This window comes from Microbacterium sp. CGR2 (assembly GCF_003626735.1).
Classification (GTDB): domain Bacteria; phylum Actinomycetota; class Actinomycetes; order Actinomycetales; family Microbacteriaceae; genus Microbacterium.
Map to the genome: position 1 here is coordinate 1452510 of NZ_RBHX01000001.1, position 16679 is coordinate 1469188.

The 16679-nt window shown below is 68.8% G+C and carries 13 protein-coding genes; 8 read left to right on the forward strand and 5 right to left on the reverse strand.

Annotated features, from left to right (window positions below; translation table 11 throughout):
- Positions 1 to 3: 3 nt before the first annotated feature.
- The 3 genes from D7252_RS07325 to D7252_RS07335 form a co-directional block, all read right to left on the reverse strand.
- Positions 4 to 822: an energy-coupling factor transporter transmembrane component T gene (locus D7252_RS07325; protein ID WP_374225763.1), complete on the reverse strand. Its 819-nt coding sequence runs from the start codon at positions 820 to 822 to the stop codon at positions 4 to 6.
- Positions 819 to 2507: an ABC transporter ATP-binding protein gene (locus D7252_RS07330; protein ID WP_120774782.1), complete on the reverse strand. Its 1689-nt coding sequence runs from the start codon at positions 2505 to 2507 to the stop codon at positions 819 to 821. The genes D7252_RS07325 and D7252_RS07330 overlap by 4 nt, the downstream gene beginning before the upstream one ends.
- Before the next feature lie 100 nt (positions 2508 to 2607).
- Positions 2608 to 3150, reverse strand: a complete 543-nt coding sequence (locus D7252_RS07335; protein ID WP_120774783.1) for an ECF transporter S component — start codon at positions 3148 to 3150, stop codon at positions 2608 to 2610.
- 168 nt (positions 3151 to 3318) lie between these two features.
- On the opposite strand from D7252_RS07335, the gene D7252_RS07340 reads away from it, so the two are divergent.
- The 7 genes from D7252_RS07340 to D7252_RS07370 all read left to right on the forward strand — a co-directional run bounded on the left by D7252_RS07340 (position 3319) and on the right by D7252_RS07370 (position 12941).
- Positions 3319 to 6369, forward strand: a complete 3051-nt coding sequence (locus tag D7252_RS07340; RefSeq protein ID WP_120774784.1) for a S8 family peptidase — start codon at positions 3319 to 3321, stop codon at positions 6367 to 6369.
- A 198-nt stretch (positions 6370 to 6567) separates the two neighbouring features.
- A complete protein-coding gene (locus D7252_RS07345; protein ID WP_120774785.1) occupies positions 6568 to 8856 on the forward strand; it encodes a carbon starvation CstA family protein in 2289 nt (762 codons plus the stop codon).
- 10 nt (positions 8857 to 8866) lie between these two features.
- Positions 8867 to 9100, forward strand: coding sequence for a YbdD/YjiX family protein (locus tag D7252_RS07350; protein ID WP_120776859.1), 234 nt, complete (start codon positions 8867 to 8869; stop codon positions 9098 to 9100).
- Positions 9101 to 9215: 115 nt separating this feature from the next.
- Positions 9216 to 10394, forward strand: a complete 1179-nt coding sequence (locus D7252_RS07355; protein WP_120774786.1) for a sensor histidine kinase — start codon at positions 9216 to 9218, stop codon at positions 10392 to 10394.
- 8 nt (positions 10395 to 10402) lie between these two features.
- Entirely contained in the window at positions 10403 to 11122 is a 720-nt protein-coding gene (locus tag D7252_RS07360; protein ID WP_120774787.1) for a LytTR family DNA-binding domain-containing protein, read from the forward strand.
- The gene (locus D7252_RS07365; RefSeq protein WP_120774788.1) at positions 11119 to 11493 is read left to right on the forward strand and encodes a heavy metal transporter; all 375 of its coding nucleotides are present in this window, start codon (positions 11119 to 11121) and stop codon (positions 11491 to 11493) included. Before D7252_RS07360 ends, D7252_RS07365 begins: the two co-directional genes overlap by 4 nt.
- Positions 11490 to 12941 (forward strand): cation acetate symporter, encoded by a 1452-nt coding sequence (locus D7252_RS07370; protein WP_120774789.1) that lies wholly within the window; start codon positions 11490 to 11492, stop codon positions 12939 to 12941. The genes D7252_RS07365 and D7252_RS07370 overlap by 4 nt, the downstream gene beginning before the upstream one ends.
- Before the next feature lie 60 nt (positions 12942 to 13001).
- On the opposite strand, the gene D7252_RS07375 is transcribed toward D7252_RS07370, so the two are convergent.
- Entirely contained in the window at positions 13002 to 13919 is a 918-nt protein-coding gene (locus tag D7252_RS07375; protein ID WP_120774790.1) for a pirin family protein, read from the reverse strand.
- On the reverse strand, positions 13916 to 14287 hold the full coding sequence (locus D7252_RS07380; protein ID WP_120774791.1) for a GNAT family N-acetyltransferase: 372 nt from the start codon (positions 14285 to 14287) through the stop codon (positions 13916 to 13918). Before D7252_RS07380 ends, D7252_RS07375 begins: the two co-directional genes overlap by 4 nt.
- A gap of 113 nt (positions 14288 to 14400) precedes the next feature.
- Here D7252_RS07380 and recQ point away from each other — a divergent pair, with 113 nt between their 5' ends.
- Positions 14401 to 16485 carry a DNA helicase RecQ gene (gene recQ, locus D7252_RS07385; protein WP_120774792.1) on the forward strand — a complete coding sequence of 695 codons (2085 nt, stop codon included), beginning with the start codon at positions 14401 to 14403 and terminating at the stop codon, positions 16483 to 16485.
- Positions 16486 to 16679: the final 194 nt, after the last annotated feature.

Here is a 16679-nt window from a genome sequence, read left to right on the forward strand (position 1 = left end):
CTTTCAGGGGAGCTGCCAGGGGAAGAATGCGACGAGGATCACGACGGATGTCGCGAAGCTCGACACGGTGAAGACGGCGTCCCGCACGCGGAAGGGCACGAGGTGGCGCTCGGTGCGCGTCGCGTGCGCGCCGAAAGCGCGAGAGTCCATCGCGAGGGCGACGCGCTCGGCGTGGCGGATGGCCCCGGCGAGCAGCGGCACGATGTACCCCCACCCCCGCGCGATGCGTGCGAACGGCCCCCGGCCGCCGTGGTGCCCGCGCACGCGGTGCGCCGCGCGGATGACGGCGAGCTCATGGCCGAAGCGGGGGACGAACCGGAAGGCCGCGAGGGCGGTGTAGCCGATTCGATAGGGCACCCGCACCTGCTGCACGCTGGCCCGGACGAGGTCGGGGCCGGTCGTGGTGAGCCCTCCGATGAGCGCGAGGGCGACGATCGATCCCAGCCGCAGCGCCGTCGCGAAGCCGATCTCCAGCGCTCCCGCGTACAGGGTCCACGTGCCGATCCGGACGATCGCCGGGCTCTCAGCGACCAGGCTCGCGTCGACCCAGAGGGAGAAGCCGATGCCGATGGCCAGCATCCCGATCGGCAGGGCGAGCAGCAGCAGGGCGAGGAGGCGGGCAGTCAGTCGGGCGCCGATCAGGATGATGGCATACGCCAGCAGCAGGAACACTGCCGGCGTGGTGAGATCTCGCACGAATACGAGGACGATCATCGCCGGTGCGAAGCCGATGATCTTCGCGAGCGGGTTCAACGCGTACAGGAACTGGTGACGAGAGGTCACCGTCATCGATGCGTACGGGTCGATGGTGACGGTCGTCACGGCGTGACCTCCCTGCCTGCGGATGCCAGCACGCGCTGCAGCGGGGGAAGACGCAGTCCCGCCCCCGCGAGCAGGTCCTCGTCCTGGAACAGCTCCGAGGTCGGACCCGCGGCATGCACGCGCCCGGCAGCCAGCACGATCGTGTGGGTGGTGTGCTCCGCGACGAGCTGCAGGTCGTGGGTCACGATCACGATCGTCGTACCCTCGGTGCGCAGACTCTCCAGCAGATCGAGGAGTTCGGTTGCTCTGGCACGATCCTGCCCGAACGTGGGCTCGTCGAGGGCGAGTACCCGGGGGCGCGTGATCAGCGCGGTTCCGACGGACAGGCGACGCTTTTCGCCTCCGGAGAGCAGGAAGGGATGCACCGTGGCCTTGTGCTCGAGTCCGAACCGGATCAGCATCTCTTCGACGCGCGACGTGATCTCGGCATCCGGAGTCTTGCGCAGCCGCAGCCCATGCGCGAGTTCATCGAAGACGGTGTGGGCGATGAACTGGTGCTCCGGGTTCTGGAAGACGAACCCGATCCGCGCAGCGAGGTCGCGCGGCGATGCCGCCCCGGGGTCGATGCCGTCGATGCTGACCTGCCCCTTCGGCGGAGGGACCACTCCGGCGAGAGCCTGGATGAGCGTGGTCTTGCCTGCCCCGTTGGCGCCGATGATCGCGGTCAGGCTGCCTGCCTCGATGTCGAGATCGATGCCGTGCAGGATCGGGGTGTTCCGTCGGCGTACCGTCAGCCCGCGAGCGCGAGCGCGGATGAGGGGGAGGGCGGAGGATGAGGGCGCGGCCGGGCGTTTCGGGTCGGTGTTTCGCACCTCGCGGGGCGAACGGGTGGGGGGTGTGAGCTGGGCGGCGAGTTCCTCCGGCGAGAGTGGCAGAGGATCGAAACGGTGGCCCCCGGCCTGCAACCTCAGCGCCGCCAAGGTCGCTGCGGGGAGCCAGACACCCATCCGGACGAGGTCGTCGGCATTCTCGCGGATCACCTCGCCCGCCGCTCCGTCGAAGGCCACGCGGCCCCCACGGTCGAGCACGATCGTCCGCGTGACGAAGCTCATCGCGGCGTCGAGGTTGTGCTCGACGAGCAGGATGGCGCGGTCTCCCGTCGCGACCACATCCGCGAGTGCGGCGTAGACATCGTCGATCCCTTGCGGATCGAGGTTCGCGGTCGGTTCGTCGAGCACGATCAGCGGCGATCCCATCGCGAGCGCACACGCGATTGCGAGGCGCTGTCGCCCGCCGCCGGAGAGGTGGTCGGGATTCTCGTCGCGGCGATCCCAGAGCGCGACCCGCCGAAGCGCGTCCTCCACCCGGGATCGGACCTCGTCGAGGGGGAGCAGGAGGTTCTCCGGCCCGAACGCGACTTCGTCGTAGACGCTGCCGGTGACGATCTGTGCATCCGGATCCTGGAAGACCATCCCGACATGCGTGCTCAGCGTCGCCGGGAGCGTCGTCGCGGTGTCGAGGCCTCCCGCCTCGACCGTGCCGGTCATGGCGGCGGGGAGAGCGTGCGGGATGAGCCCGTTCAGCGCGAGCGTGAGCGTCGACTTGCCCGAACCCGACGGGCCGAGGAGGAGGACGACCTCACCGGGCTCGATGTCGAAAGTGACGTCGCGGGGTGACGGGCGCGCAGCATCCACGTGGGTGAGAGACAACTCACGCACGCTGAGCAGGGGCGCGGATGGGCGCACGGCGAAGTCCAGAGGTCGGGGATCGGACCCTCTCAACTTAGCTGAGCCTTACCTGATTTGCCATCCGCACCGAAGAGCGCATGCACAGGAGTCGGAGCGGTCAGCGGCGAGCCACTCCCGCGCGGGTGAGCGCTGTGCCGACAGCCAGACCGACGGCTGTCCAGGCGATCGGGCCGAGCACCGAGATCGCCAGATACAGAACCTGTGCCCAGAGGGGCATCGTGCTCAGATGCGCAGCGAAGAACACGACGATCGCGACGACGACACCGATCGCGGCGGCCGAGACGAAGAAACGCCAGGCACCCCAAGACCGGTAACGGGTCAGGGCGGCGACGCCCTCCTGGATCGCGCCGAAGAGCAGCGCGGTGCCCAGGAAGCGAAGGGACCATGCCGGGTTGAAAGCGCTCGCCACCAACGCCGCGAGCACATGGCTGATCAGCGCGACGAGGGGTCGACGCAGCACCTCCTGCGCGATGATTCCGGGGAGCACGTGCGAGCCGAGGACGATCCCGTAGAGGAACGCGGGGCCCGCGAGGACCGGGATCGTGACCCACCCGGCGATGCCGCCGACGATGCCGGTGGCGACGCCGATCGCTGCACAGACCAGGAGGGTTCTGGTTGACAGGACGGGAGTTCGGGCCACGGTTCCAGCCTAGTTGCGGGGCTGCGGGCGGGCGCCGAGGTCGACGAAAGTCACCCCCCTGGCCGTTCGTCTAGGTTTCGTCGCTGCATATGGTGTCGTCCGCGAACGCGGACTATTTTCAGCCGTGGTGCGGCAACGCCGTCGCACCCCGATCATCGGGAGAAGCACATGGGTCGAACACCCCTCCGATTGGCAGCGGCCGCCACCCTGGCCACGCTGTTCATCGCATCGACAGCCGCCGCGGGCTACGCGGACGCCGAAACGGCGACGCATCCGGCACCCGTCGCCGGCACGCCGGGCCATTACATCGTGGTCATGAAGTCCGACCCGCTCGCCAGCTACGAAGGTGACGTCAAAGGACTCAAGGCCACCAAGCCCGCGGAGGGTGAGCAGCTCGAGACCCAGTCCGAGGACTCGCGACGCTACGTCAAGCACCTGCAGACGAAGCAGACCGACCTCGCCACGAAGGTGGGCGTGACTCCCGACACCACGTACCAGGTCGCACTCAACGGGTTCAGTGCCGACCTCACCGGCGACCAGGTCGACCGGCTGCGTGCCTCGAAGGACGTGTACGCCGTCTTCCCGGACGAGGTCCGCCACCCCGACGCGCAGACGTCGACCGACTTCCTCGGCCTCGGCGACGACCGCAAGGGCCGCGGCGGCGTCTGGCAGCAGACCGGCGGGGTCGACAAGGCCGGCGAGGGCGTCGTCGTCGGCGTCATCGACACGGGCATCGCGCCCGAGCATCCGTCGTTCGAGGGCAAGAAGCTCAAGAAGCAGAAGAAGCAGCCCAACCGGCACAAGGGGAGCCAGCCGTACACCGACGGCACCTCGGTGTTCTTCGACAAGTCCGACGGCGGGCAGTTCCAGGCAGCGATGATCGAGGGCCAGGAATGGGACAAGAGCGACTACTCGTCCAAGCTCATCGGCGCCCGGCACTTCTTCGCCGGCGCCGAGGCGGCAGGCTTCGACTTCCAGTACGACTACCTTTCGCCGCGTGACGGCGATGATCACGGTTCGCACACCGCGAGCACCGCGGCCGGGAACTTCGGTGTGGAAGCATCCGTCGGCGGAGTCGAGTTCGGCACCGTGTCCGGCGTCGCACCCGGCGCCAAGGTCGCGGCCTACAAGGCCTGCTACGTCGGGCCCGACGACGCCGTGACCGACGATGACATCTGTGCATTGAGCGACCTCGTCGCGGCGATCGACCAGGCCGTCGCCGACGGAGTCGACGTGATCAACTACTCGATCGGAGGGGGTGCGGCCAAGACCGTGCTCGCCCCGGAGGACATCGCGTTCTTCAACGCCGCGGCCGCAGGCGTCTTCGTGGCCACCAGTGCCGGCAACGACGGACCCGACCCGGTCACCGCCGACCACGCCTCACCCTGGTACACGACCGTCGCCGCCTCGACCGTCCCCACCTGGGAGGGCACGGTGCAGTTCGACGGGTTCGAGCAGGCGGGCGCCTCGGTGAGCGTGCCCTTCGGCGAGACCGTCACCGGACCTTCGATCTACGCGGCGGATGCCGCCGCAGCCGGCGCGGTCGATCCGCGTCTCTGCACTCCGGGCTCCCTCGACCCGGCCAAGGTCACCGGCCACATCGTCGTCTGCGATCGCGGCGGCAACGCTCGAGCAGAGAAGTCGCAGGTCGTGAAGGATGCCGGCGGCATCGGCATGGTCCTCGTGAACGTTCCCGGCGAGGCCGACTCGCTGGACAACGACTTCCACGCGGTGCCGACCGTGCACCTTAACGCTGTGCACCGCGAGGCCGTCCTGGCGTACGTGCAGGGCGGTACTGACCGGCCCATCACCCTCGTCGGCGAGAACACGACGGGCGTGACCACGCCGACTCCGCAGATCGCGGGCTTCTCGAGCCGTGGACCGATGCTCGCAGACGGCAGCGACGTGCTCAAGCCCGACGTCTCCGCTCCCGGTGTCGCGATCCTCGCGGCGACGCACAACGCTCCGGGTGAGGACCCGACATTCGGCATCCTCTCCGGGACCTCGATGTCATCCCCGCACGTCGCAGGGCTCGGCGCCCTGTATCTCGGGGAGCGTCCGAACGCGACACCGGCGGAGGTGAAGTCCGCGATGATGACCACCGCGTACGACACCGTCCTCGCCGACGGGTCGGCGAACACCGACCCGTTCGAGCAGGGCGCCGGTCACGTCGATCCGAAGCGCTACCTCAACCCGGGTCTGCTGTACCTCAACGGAGTCGCAGATTGGGCGGCGTTCCTCGAAGGCAAGGGGCTGGCGGAGTTCAACGGCGTCGAGCCCATCGACGGCAGCGATCTCAACCAGGCCTCCTTCTCGATCGGATCACTCGCCAGCGCCCAGACCGTCACCCGTTCCGTGACCTCCACGGAGGCGGGGACGTTCACGGCGGCGGCGGAGGTGCCGGGCGTGAACGTGACGGTCGAGCCGGCCACGCTGTCCTTCGACGCACCGGGGCAGACGAAGTCGTTCACGGTCACCTTCGACAACGCCAGCGCGCCCGTCGAGGAATGGGCGACCGGTTCGCTGACCTGGAAGAGCGCCGAGAACACGGTGCGCACACCGATCGCGGTGTTCCCGGTGACCGCGGATGCTCCGGCAGAGGTCGCCGGCACCGGCGTGGACGGCAATGCCACCGTCGAGATCACCCCCGGTCTCGACGGCGAGCTCCCGCTCGGCCTATCCGGTCTCACGCCGTTCGAACTGCTCGCCGATCCGGACAACCCGGTCGAGGGGCACTCGGGTGACGAGACCTCGGGAGACGAGAACAAGGACGTGTCGTGGGTCGTGACCGTGCCGGAAGGAACGACGCTCTCCCGGTTCGATCTCGACTCGTCGGATGACGAGGGCAGCGACCTCGACCTGTCCGTGTACCGGGTGGTGAGCGCGGATGACCTGAGGTACTACGAGCGGTGGCAGTCGGCGACCGCCTCCGCGGACGAGCAGGTCACGATCCCCGCGCCGACCGCCGGCACGTACCTCGTCGTCGCCAACATGTACTCGACGACGGGCCCCATGACATGGGACATGACCTACGCCAACGTGCTGCCCGAGGGTGAGGGGGCGTTCGCGGCGACGCCGAACCCTCTCCCCGTGATGCGCGGGGAGCAGACGAGCTACGAGCTCAGCTGGTCCGGCCTCACTGCCGGCACCCGCTACCTCGGGCTCGTGCAGTACGGCGACTCGGCGGTCCGGACGATCGTCACCGTCGACGCCGGATAATCGCGGCGTTTCGTCTCGCTCGCTCGGCGACCGGAAACGGTCGTCGAGCGAGCGGAGCGAGCCGGACGGAGCGCCGGTCGGACCGTTCGTCGCGTTGACCGCGCCGCTCGTCGCAGCATCCGCCACGGTGGTCGCGGAGGGCCGGAGCAGCTTTCTATCGTGGGGGAACGCAATGATGCGCATCCTGAGGAGAACCCCATGACCGCACCCTCGTCGCGCCGCCGCGACGTCGACGGACTCGCCGACGGCAGAACCCCCCTCGCCACCGACCCCGACCTCCCCGCAGTCGCCCTGAGCGACGAGCACCGGGAGAACGCCGAACGTTGGACCTGGCCGAAGATCCTCATCTGGGCGGCCATCGCGCTGTTGGGCGCTGTCGCCTGGACGATGCTCGCCATCGTCCGCGGTGAGACCGTGAACGCGATCTGGTTCGTGTTCGCGGCCGTCTGCACGTACCTCATCGGCTACCGCTTCTACTCGAAGGTGATCGAGAAGTACATCACCCGACCGGACGACCGCCGCGCGACGCCCGCCGAGGTCAAACAGGACGGCAAGGACTACGTCCCCACCGACCGTCGGGTGCTCTACGGTCACCACTTCGCCGCCATCGCCGGGGCCGGTCCGCTCGTCGGACCTGTGCTCGCCGCGCAGATGGGCTACCTCCCCGGAACGATCTGGATCATCGTGGGCGTCGTGCTCGCGGGCGCCGTGCAGGACTACACGGTCCTCTTCTTCTCGATGCGCCGCGGCGGTCGCACGATCGGTCAGATGGCACGGCAGAAACTCGGCCGCATCGGCGGGACGGCGGCGATCATCGCCTCCCTGCTGATCATGCTCATCATCGTCGCGATCCTCGCGCTGGTCGTCGTGAACGCGCTGGGGGAGAGCCCGTGGGGCGTCTTCTCGGTGGCGATGACCATCCCGATCGCCATCTTCATGGGTGTCTACCTGCGATTCCTGCGACCCGGCAAGGTCACCGAGGTCTCGATCATCGGGTTCGCGCTGCTGATGGCCGCGATCATCGGCGGCGGCTGGGTCGCGGGCACCGAGTGGGGTCAAGCGATCTTCCACCTCGACCGCACCACGATCGCCTGGGGCATCATCATCTACGGGTTCATCGCCGCCGTGCTCCCCGTCTGGCTGCTGCTGGCACCGCGCGACTACCTGTCGACGTTCATGAAGATCGGTGTGATCGTGATGCTCGCCGGAGCGATCATCCTGGTACGTCCGGAGATCACGGTCCCCGCCGTCAGCATCTTCGGCGAGAACGGAATGGGACCGGTGTTCGCCGGGCCTCTCTTCCCGTTCCTGTTCGTCACGATCGCGTGCGGGGCGTTGTCGGGCTTCCATGCTCTGATCGCATCGGGCACCACTCCCAAGCTCATCGAGAAGGAACGGCAGACGCGCTTCATCGGCTACGGCGGCATGCTCATGGAGTCGTTCGTCGCGATCATGGCGCTGGTGGCCGCGATCTCGATCGACCAAGGCATCTACTTCGCGATGAACGCGCCGGCGGCAGCGACAGGCGGGACGGTCGAGGGCGCCGTGGCGTTCGTGAACTCCCTGGGGCTCACGGGGGTGAACCTCACACCGGAGATGCTCACCGGCACGGCGGATGCCGTGGGCGAGGAGTCGATCGTGTCCCGAACCGGCGGCGCCCCGACCCTCGCTCTCGGACTCGCGAACATCATGCAGCAGGCCCTGGGCGGTCAGGCGCTCATGGCGTTCTGGTACCACTTCGCGATCATGTTCGAGGCGCTGTTCATCCTCACCGCGGTGGATGCCGGAACCCGCGTCGCGCGCTTCATGCTGCAGGACTCGATCGGCGCCTGGTTCCCGAAGTTCCGTGACGTCTCCTGGCGCCCCGGCGTCTGGATCTGCACCGCCATCATGGTGGCGGGCTGGGGAGCGATCCTCATCCTCGGCGTGACCGACCCGCTCGGCGGCATCAACACCTTCTTCCCGCTGTTCGGGATCGCGAACCAGCTGCTCGCCGCGATCGCGCTCGCCGTGGTGCTGGCGATCGTCGCGAAGCGCGGGCGGAGCTACTTCAGGTGGCTGTGGATCATCGCCGCGCCGCTCGCCTTCACCGCCGTCGTGACGATCACGGCCTCGCTGTACAAGATCGCCTCGCCCGTCCCGGCGATCGGCTACTGGGCCAATCACTTCCGCTACGTCGAAGCCCGCGACACGGGTGACACGTCGCTCGGCGCTCCGGAGGTGCTCGACGCGGTCATCCGCAACACGGCCGTCCAAGGCACGCTGTCGATCATCTTCGTCACGCTCGCGATCATCGTGATGGTCGCAGCCGTGATCGTCACGATCCGGGCCATCCGCAACGGCGGGGGTGACAACACCGAGGACGAGCCGGTGGCATCGCGTCGCTTCGCTCCCGCGGGCTTCCTGCCATCGGCCGCGGAGCGCGATCTCGAGAAGGAGTGGGAGCCGATCCTCACAGCCGACCGCAAGACGTCGGCCCATGGATGAGAACGCGATGATGACCAAGGCGGATGCTGCGACCACCCCCCTGCGTGCGCTGTTCGGCGCCGCGGGGCGGGTGGGCCGCGGCATCCGCTGGTACATGACGAATCTGATGGGCGACAGCGCCTACGCGACGTATGTCGCCCATCACCACCGCCAGCATCCGGACGAGGAGCCGATGACGGAGCGCCAGTTCTGGCGGCAGCGCATGGACGACCAGGACCGCAACCCGGGCGCTCGTTGCTGCTGAGGCCGGAACTTCTGCGGCCTGTCGCATGTTCGGCGGCCTTTCCCGCCGAATCGGGCCGCAGGAGTGGGCTTCGGCCGCAGACGTGCCTGGCGAAGCCCAGTCCTAGGCTGAGGGCATGACCGACGTCGTTCTCGCTGCGGTGCTGGGTGTGCTCGGCGGGATCGTCCTGACGGTTCTGCTGCTGCTCGCCCGACGACTGGCGCGCGGCACCACCGACCTGGGCAGCGAAGCAGAACAGGCGGCGCTCGCCGCTCTCCATCACGCGAGTCTGGCCGCTCCGCACCTGCGGGCCGGTCTCGCCGCACCCGATGTCGTGAAGGCCGCTCGCCACCTTCGGGTGCTGCTGGGCAGCGCCGCCGTGGCGATCGTGAGTGCCGACGGGACGGTGTCATCCGACGGATCCGACGGGATGGAACCGGCAGCCATCCGTATCGCAGAGCGTGTCACGGCATCCGGTCGGCGTCAGGTCTTCCCCTCGCCGGAGGCCTCCGACCACCTCGAAGGCGTCGGGGCACCCATCCGTGTCGACGGTCAGATCGTGGGTGTCGTGGTCGCCTTCGCCGCCCCCGTGCGGGCCGCCCTGGTGCGCGCTGCCGAAGAGGTCGCCGACTGGTGCGCGGCGCAGGTGGAGCTCGGCGGGCTCGACGCCTCGCGGACTCAGTTGGCCGAGGCGGAGCTGCGATCGCTTCGAGCGCAGATCTCCCCGCACTTCATCTACAACGCGCTCACGGCCATCGCGTCGTTCATCCTCACCGACCCCGCCCGCGCGCGGAAGCTCGTTCTGGAGTTCGCGGACTTCACCCGGTATTCGTTCCGGCGGCAGGGTGAGTTCACGACGCTCGCGGAGGAGCTGGGCAGCATCCGCTCGTATCTCGAACTCGAGCGGGCGCGCTTCGGCGAACGACTGAAGGTCACCCTGCAGATCGCGCCGGAGACGCTCTCGACCGTCATTCCGTTCCTCTCGGTGCAGCCGCTCGTGGAGAATGCGGTGCGGCACGGTCTCGAGCCCGGGGAAGGCGGCGGTGAGATCCGCATCGTGTCGCGCGACGACGGCACCCACACCGACATCACGGTGGAGGACGACGGGGTCGGAATGGATCCGGAGAGCCTCCGTTCGACGCTGACCGCCGTCGATGACGGGCTGCACGTCGGTCTCCGCAACGTCGACACGCGCCTGCGTCAGCTCTACGGATCCGAGGGCGCGCTGGTCGTCGAGACCAATACGGGCGCCGGTACCCTGGTGCGCATGCGGGTCCCGAAATCACAGCCGATGCACGACCCGGACAACGACTGAGGCCGCCCATGATCGACGTCCTCGTCGCTGACGATGAGAAGCCCGCACTCGACGAACTCGTCCATCTCCTTCGCGCGGATGCGCGGATCGGGGAGATCTTGACCGCGGGCAGCGGCGCGGAGGCGCTCCGCGTCCTGTCAGCGCGCGTCGTGCAGATCGCTTTCCTCGACATCCACATGCCCGGTCTCACGGGTACCGAGCTGGCGCGCGCACTGCTCTCGCTCTCCCGGCCACCGGTCGTCGTCTTCGTGACCGCCGACGAAGCCCGGGCCGTGGAAGCTTTCGAGTTGCGTGCCGCGGACTATCTGCTCAAGCCGGTGCGTGCGGACCGATTGCGTCGCGCCGTCGATCGGGCCGTCGAACTCGCCGACGCGGCGCCATCGGGGGACGACGAAATCCTCCCCGTCACTGTCGGATCGGCGGTGCGCTTCGTGCGGCGGGCCGACGTGCTCTGGGTTCAAGCGCAGGGAGACTACTCGCGGTTGCACACCGGCGAGGGGGCCGGTCATCTCGTGCGCATCCCGATCTCCGAACTGGAAGCGCGATGGACGGATGCCGGGTTCCTCCGCATCCATCGCTCTTCGCTGGTCCGCACGGCGGCCGTGACCCAGGCGCGTCTCTCCGGCTCGGACCCCTCCGTCTCGCTGGGCGACCTGACGCTCGCGGTCAGCCGTCGGCTGGTCCCGGCGGTGCGCGAAGCTCTCGTGCGCGGCGAGGCAACCGGATGACCGAGAGGCCACGACGCGTGCGAGTGACGTCAGACCTGCCTGCCCGGCGTCCGTCTGCGTTCACCCGCGGCATCGCACTGCCGGGTTCGCCGGTCGATGAGGCGGATGCCGTGTACGCCAGGGCCCTCATGCGCAGTCAGTTTCGTCTGGCGCTCGGCACTGTCGCCGGGTTCGTGGTGGTGGTGATCACGATGACGCTCGCCATCGCACTGATCCCCGAGATCGGGCTGGTCGTCGTGTGGGGCGTGCCCCTCTCGTGGCTGTTGCAGGCGTATGCGTTCTACCCGGTCATCCTCGTCTTCGCCGTGCTGTTCGTGCGGACTGCCGCGCGTAACGAACGCCGCTATCGGGCGCTGCGGGACCGCGAATGAATGCGGCGATGGATCTGGTCGGCGTCGCCCTCGTCGTGATCGCGACCCTGCTCATCGGCGTGTACGGGCTGCGCATCTCGCGTACGACGGGAGATTTCTTCGTCGCCTCGCGCACAGTGCGTCCGGTGTGGAACGCCTCAGCGATCAGCGGCGAGTATCTTTCCGCCGGCACCTTCCTCGGGCTCGCCGGCATCGTGCTGCTCGACGGCGCCCGTGGCTTCTGGTTCCCGATCGGCTACGCGGCCGGCTATCTCCTGGTGCTCGCGTTCGTGGCGGCGCCCCTGCGGCGCAGCGGCGCCTACACGATTCCCGACTTCATCGAAGCGCGATTGGAGTCGACCGCCGCGCGACGCGTCACCAGCCTCGCCGTGCTCATCATCGGCTGGCTCTACATCGTGCCGCAGCTGCACGGCGCCGGCATCACGCTGCTCGCCGTGGCTGGTCTCCCCCAGTGGGTCGGAGCCGTGACGGTCGCTGTGCTCGTGGCCGGTGCGGTGGCTGCCGGCGGAATGCGAGCGATCACCTACGTCCAGGCGTTCCAGTACTGGCTCAAACTCACCGCCCTTCTCGTGCCGGTCGTGTGCATCGCATTCGCGTTGAGCGGCGGCCCGCATCCCTTCGACCCTGCCCTGGTGTTCCCCGCCGAAGCAGGACCGTCGGGGTTCGATGCCTACGAGACGGCATCCCTGCTGCTCGCGCTGCTGCTCGGAACGATGGGTCTGCCGCATGTCCTGGTGCGGTTCTACACCAGCCCGACAGGAGCTTCCGCGCGACGGACGACAGTCATCGTCATCGCGATGGTCAGCGCTTTCTACGCGGTGTCGAGCACGATGGGACTGCTCGCTCGCATCGCCGCCCCCGATCTCGCCGTTCCCGGCATCGCGGACACCGTCGTGCTGCAGCTGCCCTCCCGCGTCTTCCCCGGGATGTTCGGGGAGCTGCTCACGGCGCTCATCGTCGCCGGTGCCTTCGCGGCGTTCCTCGCGACCTCGGCGGGCCTGGTCGTCTCCCTCGCCGGGGTCATCAGCCAGGACGTCTTCTCCGGCTCGGTTCGATCGTTCCGATTGTCGGCCGTCCTCTGCGCGATCGTTCCTCTCGTCGTCGCGCTCCTCACCGCTCCCGCGGGACTCGGATCGAGCGTCGGCGTGGTGTTCGTGGTGGCGGCGTCGACGCTTTCGCCGGTCGTGCTGCTCGGAGTCTGGTGGCGAGGACTCACCGCGCGAGGAGCCGTGGCCGGGATGCTGTCCGGCGGGCTCGCGGCCGGCCTTGCTCTCCTCGTGCACGCGGCGATCGGAGGCGTCGGGATCGCCGCGCCCTACCTCGCTCAACCCGCTGCGTGGACGATCCCGTTGGCCGCGGCCGTCACCGTCTTCGTCTCGATCGGGGATCCGCGGGGGCCGTCGCCCCGGACCGACCGCTTCCTCGCGAGGGTGCATACGCCGCGTTGAGGAGTCGGGGTGCGAGGCGGGCGTGCGCCTCGGGTGGGGACGTGGTGCGGCGGGACCGCGTCAGATCTTGCGACTGCGGGGCATGAGCCGCACGGGTGGCAACGGCGGAGCCGGGATGCGCTGATCGTGCCCGACGACCTCGCCGAAACGAGCGGATGCCGCCTCCCAGGCCTCGCGCGCCGTGGCGATCTCCTCGTGCGTGCGTCCGGCGAAGTTCCACCACATCACGATCTCGTCCTCGAACGGCTCGCCACCGAGGAGGAACAGCATTGCACCCTCGCCTGTCGAGACCTCCACCTCATCACGGGAGTCGCCGAGGTACAGCAGTCCGTTGCGTTCGAGCGGATGCTCCGACACCACGGCGTCGCCTTCGACGAGCATCAGCGCGTGCTCCCAGTCCGAGCGCAGTGGGACGCGTACGCGTGTGCCGGGGGAGAGGGCGATCTCAGCGCCGACGATGGGAGTGTGCACGGTCGCAGGCGAGCGCACGCCGGCGAACTGGCCGAGGACGACGGTGGCGGCGGCATCCGCGCCCTCGTCGGCGGCGAGCGTCACTCGGGGGAGGTCGGTGTGGCGTTCGAAGCCTGCGGCTCCCTGGCGCGCGGAGTCGGGCAGCACCACCCAGAACTGCAGTGCGTCGAGCGGCACCGGGCCCTCTCCGACCGAGTACTCCGAGTGCGAGATGCCGTCGCCGGCGGTCATCAGGTTGAGCTGACCTCGTCGCAGATCGACGTCGCTGCCGAGTGAGTCCCGGTGGCGGATCTCGCCGACGAGCGGCCAGGTGACGGTCTGCAGGCCGATGTGCGGATGCGGCTCGACGCGCATCCGCGTCTCGGCGGGACCGAACCGATCGAGGAAGCACCAGGCGCCGATGGTGGGGAGGTTGCGATGGGGCAGCGCGCGCAGCACGCTCATGCCGCGGACGCCGCCGAGGGGAACCTCTCGCGGTTCCAGCAGGAGCCGGCGAGCCCCGATCATGACGCGCTGCTCGGTGCCGTCGAGCCGTCCTCGCTCCGGGATGCGGCGTCCGTATGAGTCGATGTCGCTGATCCGTTCGACGTGCGCCGGCGGATCTCCGCGCCGGCGATCTCGTGCGTTTCCAGATACTTCGCGATGTACGGGCACAGCGGCACGATCGCGGCGCCCGATGCCGCAGCATCCGTCAGCGCATCGAACGCCAGCCTGCTCGCGAGGCCCTGGCCTTGGAACGCCTCGTCCACTTCGGTATGGATGAAGCGGATCGCCCCGGGGCGGATGTCGAACGCTGCGAAACCGGCGAGAACCCCGTCCGCGCGGATCTCATACCTCGAGGCATCGTCGTTGCGGGTGACGGTGATGTCGGTCATCGGATGCTCCTTAGGGCGCCTGGATCAAACTTACGCCCGCCGGCGACGCGCGGGTCGGCGGCGGGGTGTGGAGAGCCGTCCTCGACGTCGGCGGGGATGGTTACGCTGGATGGATGCCGCAGACTTCCCGTGACCCGTACGAAGGATGGGTCCCCGAGCCGGTCGACGGCCACTCCGATGAACCGTGGGGAGACGGCTGGGAACCGGCGGAGCCGCCCGAGCCGTTGGATTGGGAACCGCAGGGCGCAGGCTTCGAACCCCCGCTCGACTGGGGTCCAGGGCCGACGACGCCCGTGTCGCCGCGGTCCGGGCCGACGGGGGTTGAGCCGTCGGGTTCGGTGGGGACGGTGCGGAGAGCCACGCCCAGCCGCTACCCGACTGCTCGCGACGCGCTGCACACGGTCTTCGGTTATGACGAGTTCCGCAGTGATCAGGCTGAGATCGTCGAGCAGGTGATCGCAGGTGGCGACGCCGTCGTGCTGATGCCGACGGGCGCCGGAAAGAGCATCACCTACCAGGTCCCGGCGCTCGTGCGCGAAGGGACAGGGCTGGTGATCAGTCCGCTCATCGCACTGATGCACGACCAGGTCGACGCCCTGCGCGCCAACGGCGTGAAAGCCGCGTACCTGAACTCGACGCAGTCGCCGCAGGAGCGAAGCAGCGTCGAGCGGTCCTACATCGCCGGCGAACTCGACCTGATCTACGTCGCGCCGGAGCGGCTGTCCAGCCCGCAGACGACCTCGCTCCTGCAGCGCGGCACACTCAGCGTCATCGCGATCGACGAAGCGCACTGCGTGTCCCAATGGGGTCATGACTTCCGTCCGGACTATCTGGCGCTCGGCGATCTGGGGGAGCGTTTCCCCGGAGTGCCGCGCATGGCGCTCACCGCCACCGCGACCCGCGCCACGCACCGGGAGCTCACCGAGCGCCTGCGTCTCGACGCGGCGAAGCACTTCGTGGCGAGCTTCGACCGGCCGAACATCCAGTACCGGATCGTGCCGAAGGTCGACCCCCGCAAGCAGCTGGTCGCCTTCATCAAGTCCCAGACACCGGCGACCGATTCCGGCGCGCAGCCCGCGGGCATCGTCTACGCGCTCAGCCGCAAGTCCGTCGAGCAGACGGCGACGTACCTCGCCGCCCAGGGGATCGACGCGCTGCCCTACCATGCGGGCCTGCCCGCAGAGGTGCGGGCGGCGAACCAATCGCGTTTCCTCCGGGACGACGGCGTGGTGATGGTTGCGACGATCGCTTTCGGCATGGGCATCGACAAGCCAGACGTCCGTTTCGTCGCGCACATCGACCTGCCGAAGTCGGTGGAGGGGTACTACCAGGAGACCGGCCGCGCAGGTCGCGACGGCGAGCCCTCGGTTGCCTGGATGGCGTACGGACTCGGCGACGTGGTGCAGCAGCGCCGCATGATCGACCAGAGTCCTGGCGATCGCACGTTCAAGATGCGGTTGGGTCAGCATCTCGACGCGATGCTGGCGTTGTGCGAGACGGTGGAATGTCGTCGCCAGAATCTGCTCGGCTACTTCGGGCAGGAGTCACAGCCCTGCGGCAACTGCGACACGTGCCTCGACGACATCGAGACCTTCGACGGACTCGTGCCGGCGCAGAAGCTGCTGTCGACGATCGTGCGATTGAAGCGCGAACGCAATCAGTCGTTCGGTGCCGGGCATCTCGTCGACATCCTCCGTGGCGCCTCGACCGAGCGCATCCGGCAGCAGGGGCACGACAAGCTCGCCACCTACGGGATCGGCGCCGATCTCTCCGATCAGGACTGGCGCAGTGTCGTGCGGCAGCTTCTGGCCCGCGGCATCCTGGTCGCTCAGGGCGACTACGGCACCCTCGCTCCCGGCGAACTGGCAGCGGGAGTGCTGCGTGGCGAGACAGCCGTGCCGCTGCGAAAAGACACGATCGGCCGCCCCACATCATCGCCGCGCGCACGCAAGGCCAGTGCCGCGGACGCGTTGGACGCCGGCGACCGGGGTGTGTTCGAGGCGTTGCGTGCATGGCGTGCCGAAACCGCTCGCGAGCAGGGCGTCCCGGCCTACATCGTGTTCGGCGACGCGACACTTCGAGCGCTCGCCGAGCATCGTCCGGCATCGCTCGGCGACCTCGACGGCATCACAGGCATCGGAGCGAAGAAGCGCGAGGCGTACGGCGAGGGCGTCCTCGCCGTGATCGCCGCGGCCTGAGCTCGCCGCGGGTGTGTCCGCGGGCTCCGGTCGCACTTCGGCCGGGCTGGCTGGTGTCCCCGGTTCCGGTCGCACTTTCGGCCGGGCTGGCGGCCGGGAAGCGGCAAGAACTGCGACCGGACGGTGCGCGCGCGGCCTGGCCCCGGTTCCGGTCGCACTTTCGGCCGGGCTGGTGGCCGGGAGGCGGCAAGAAC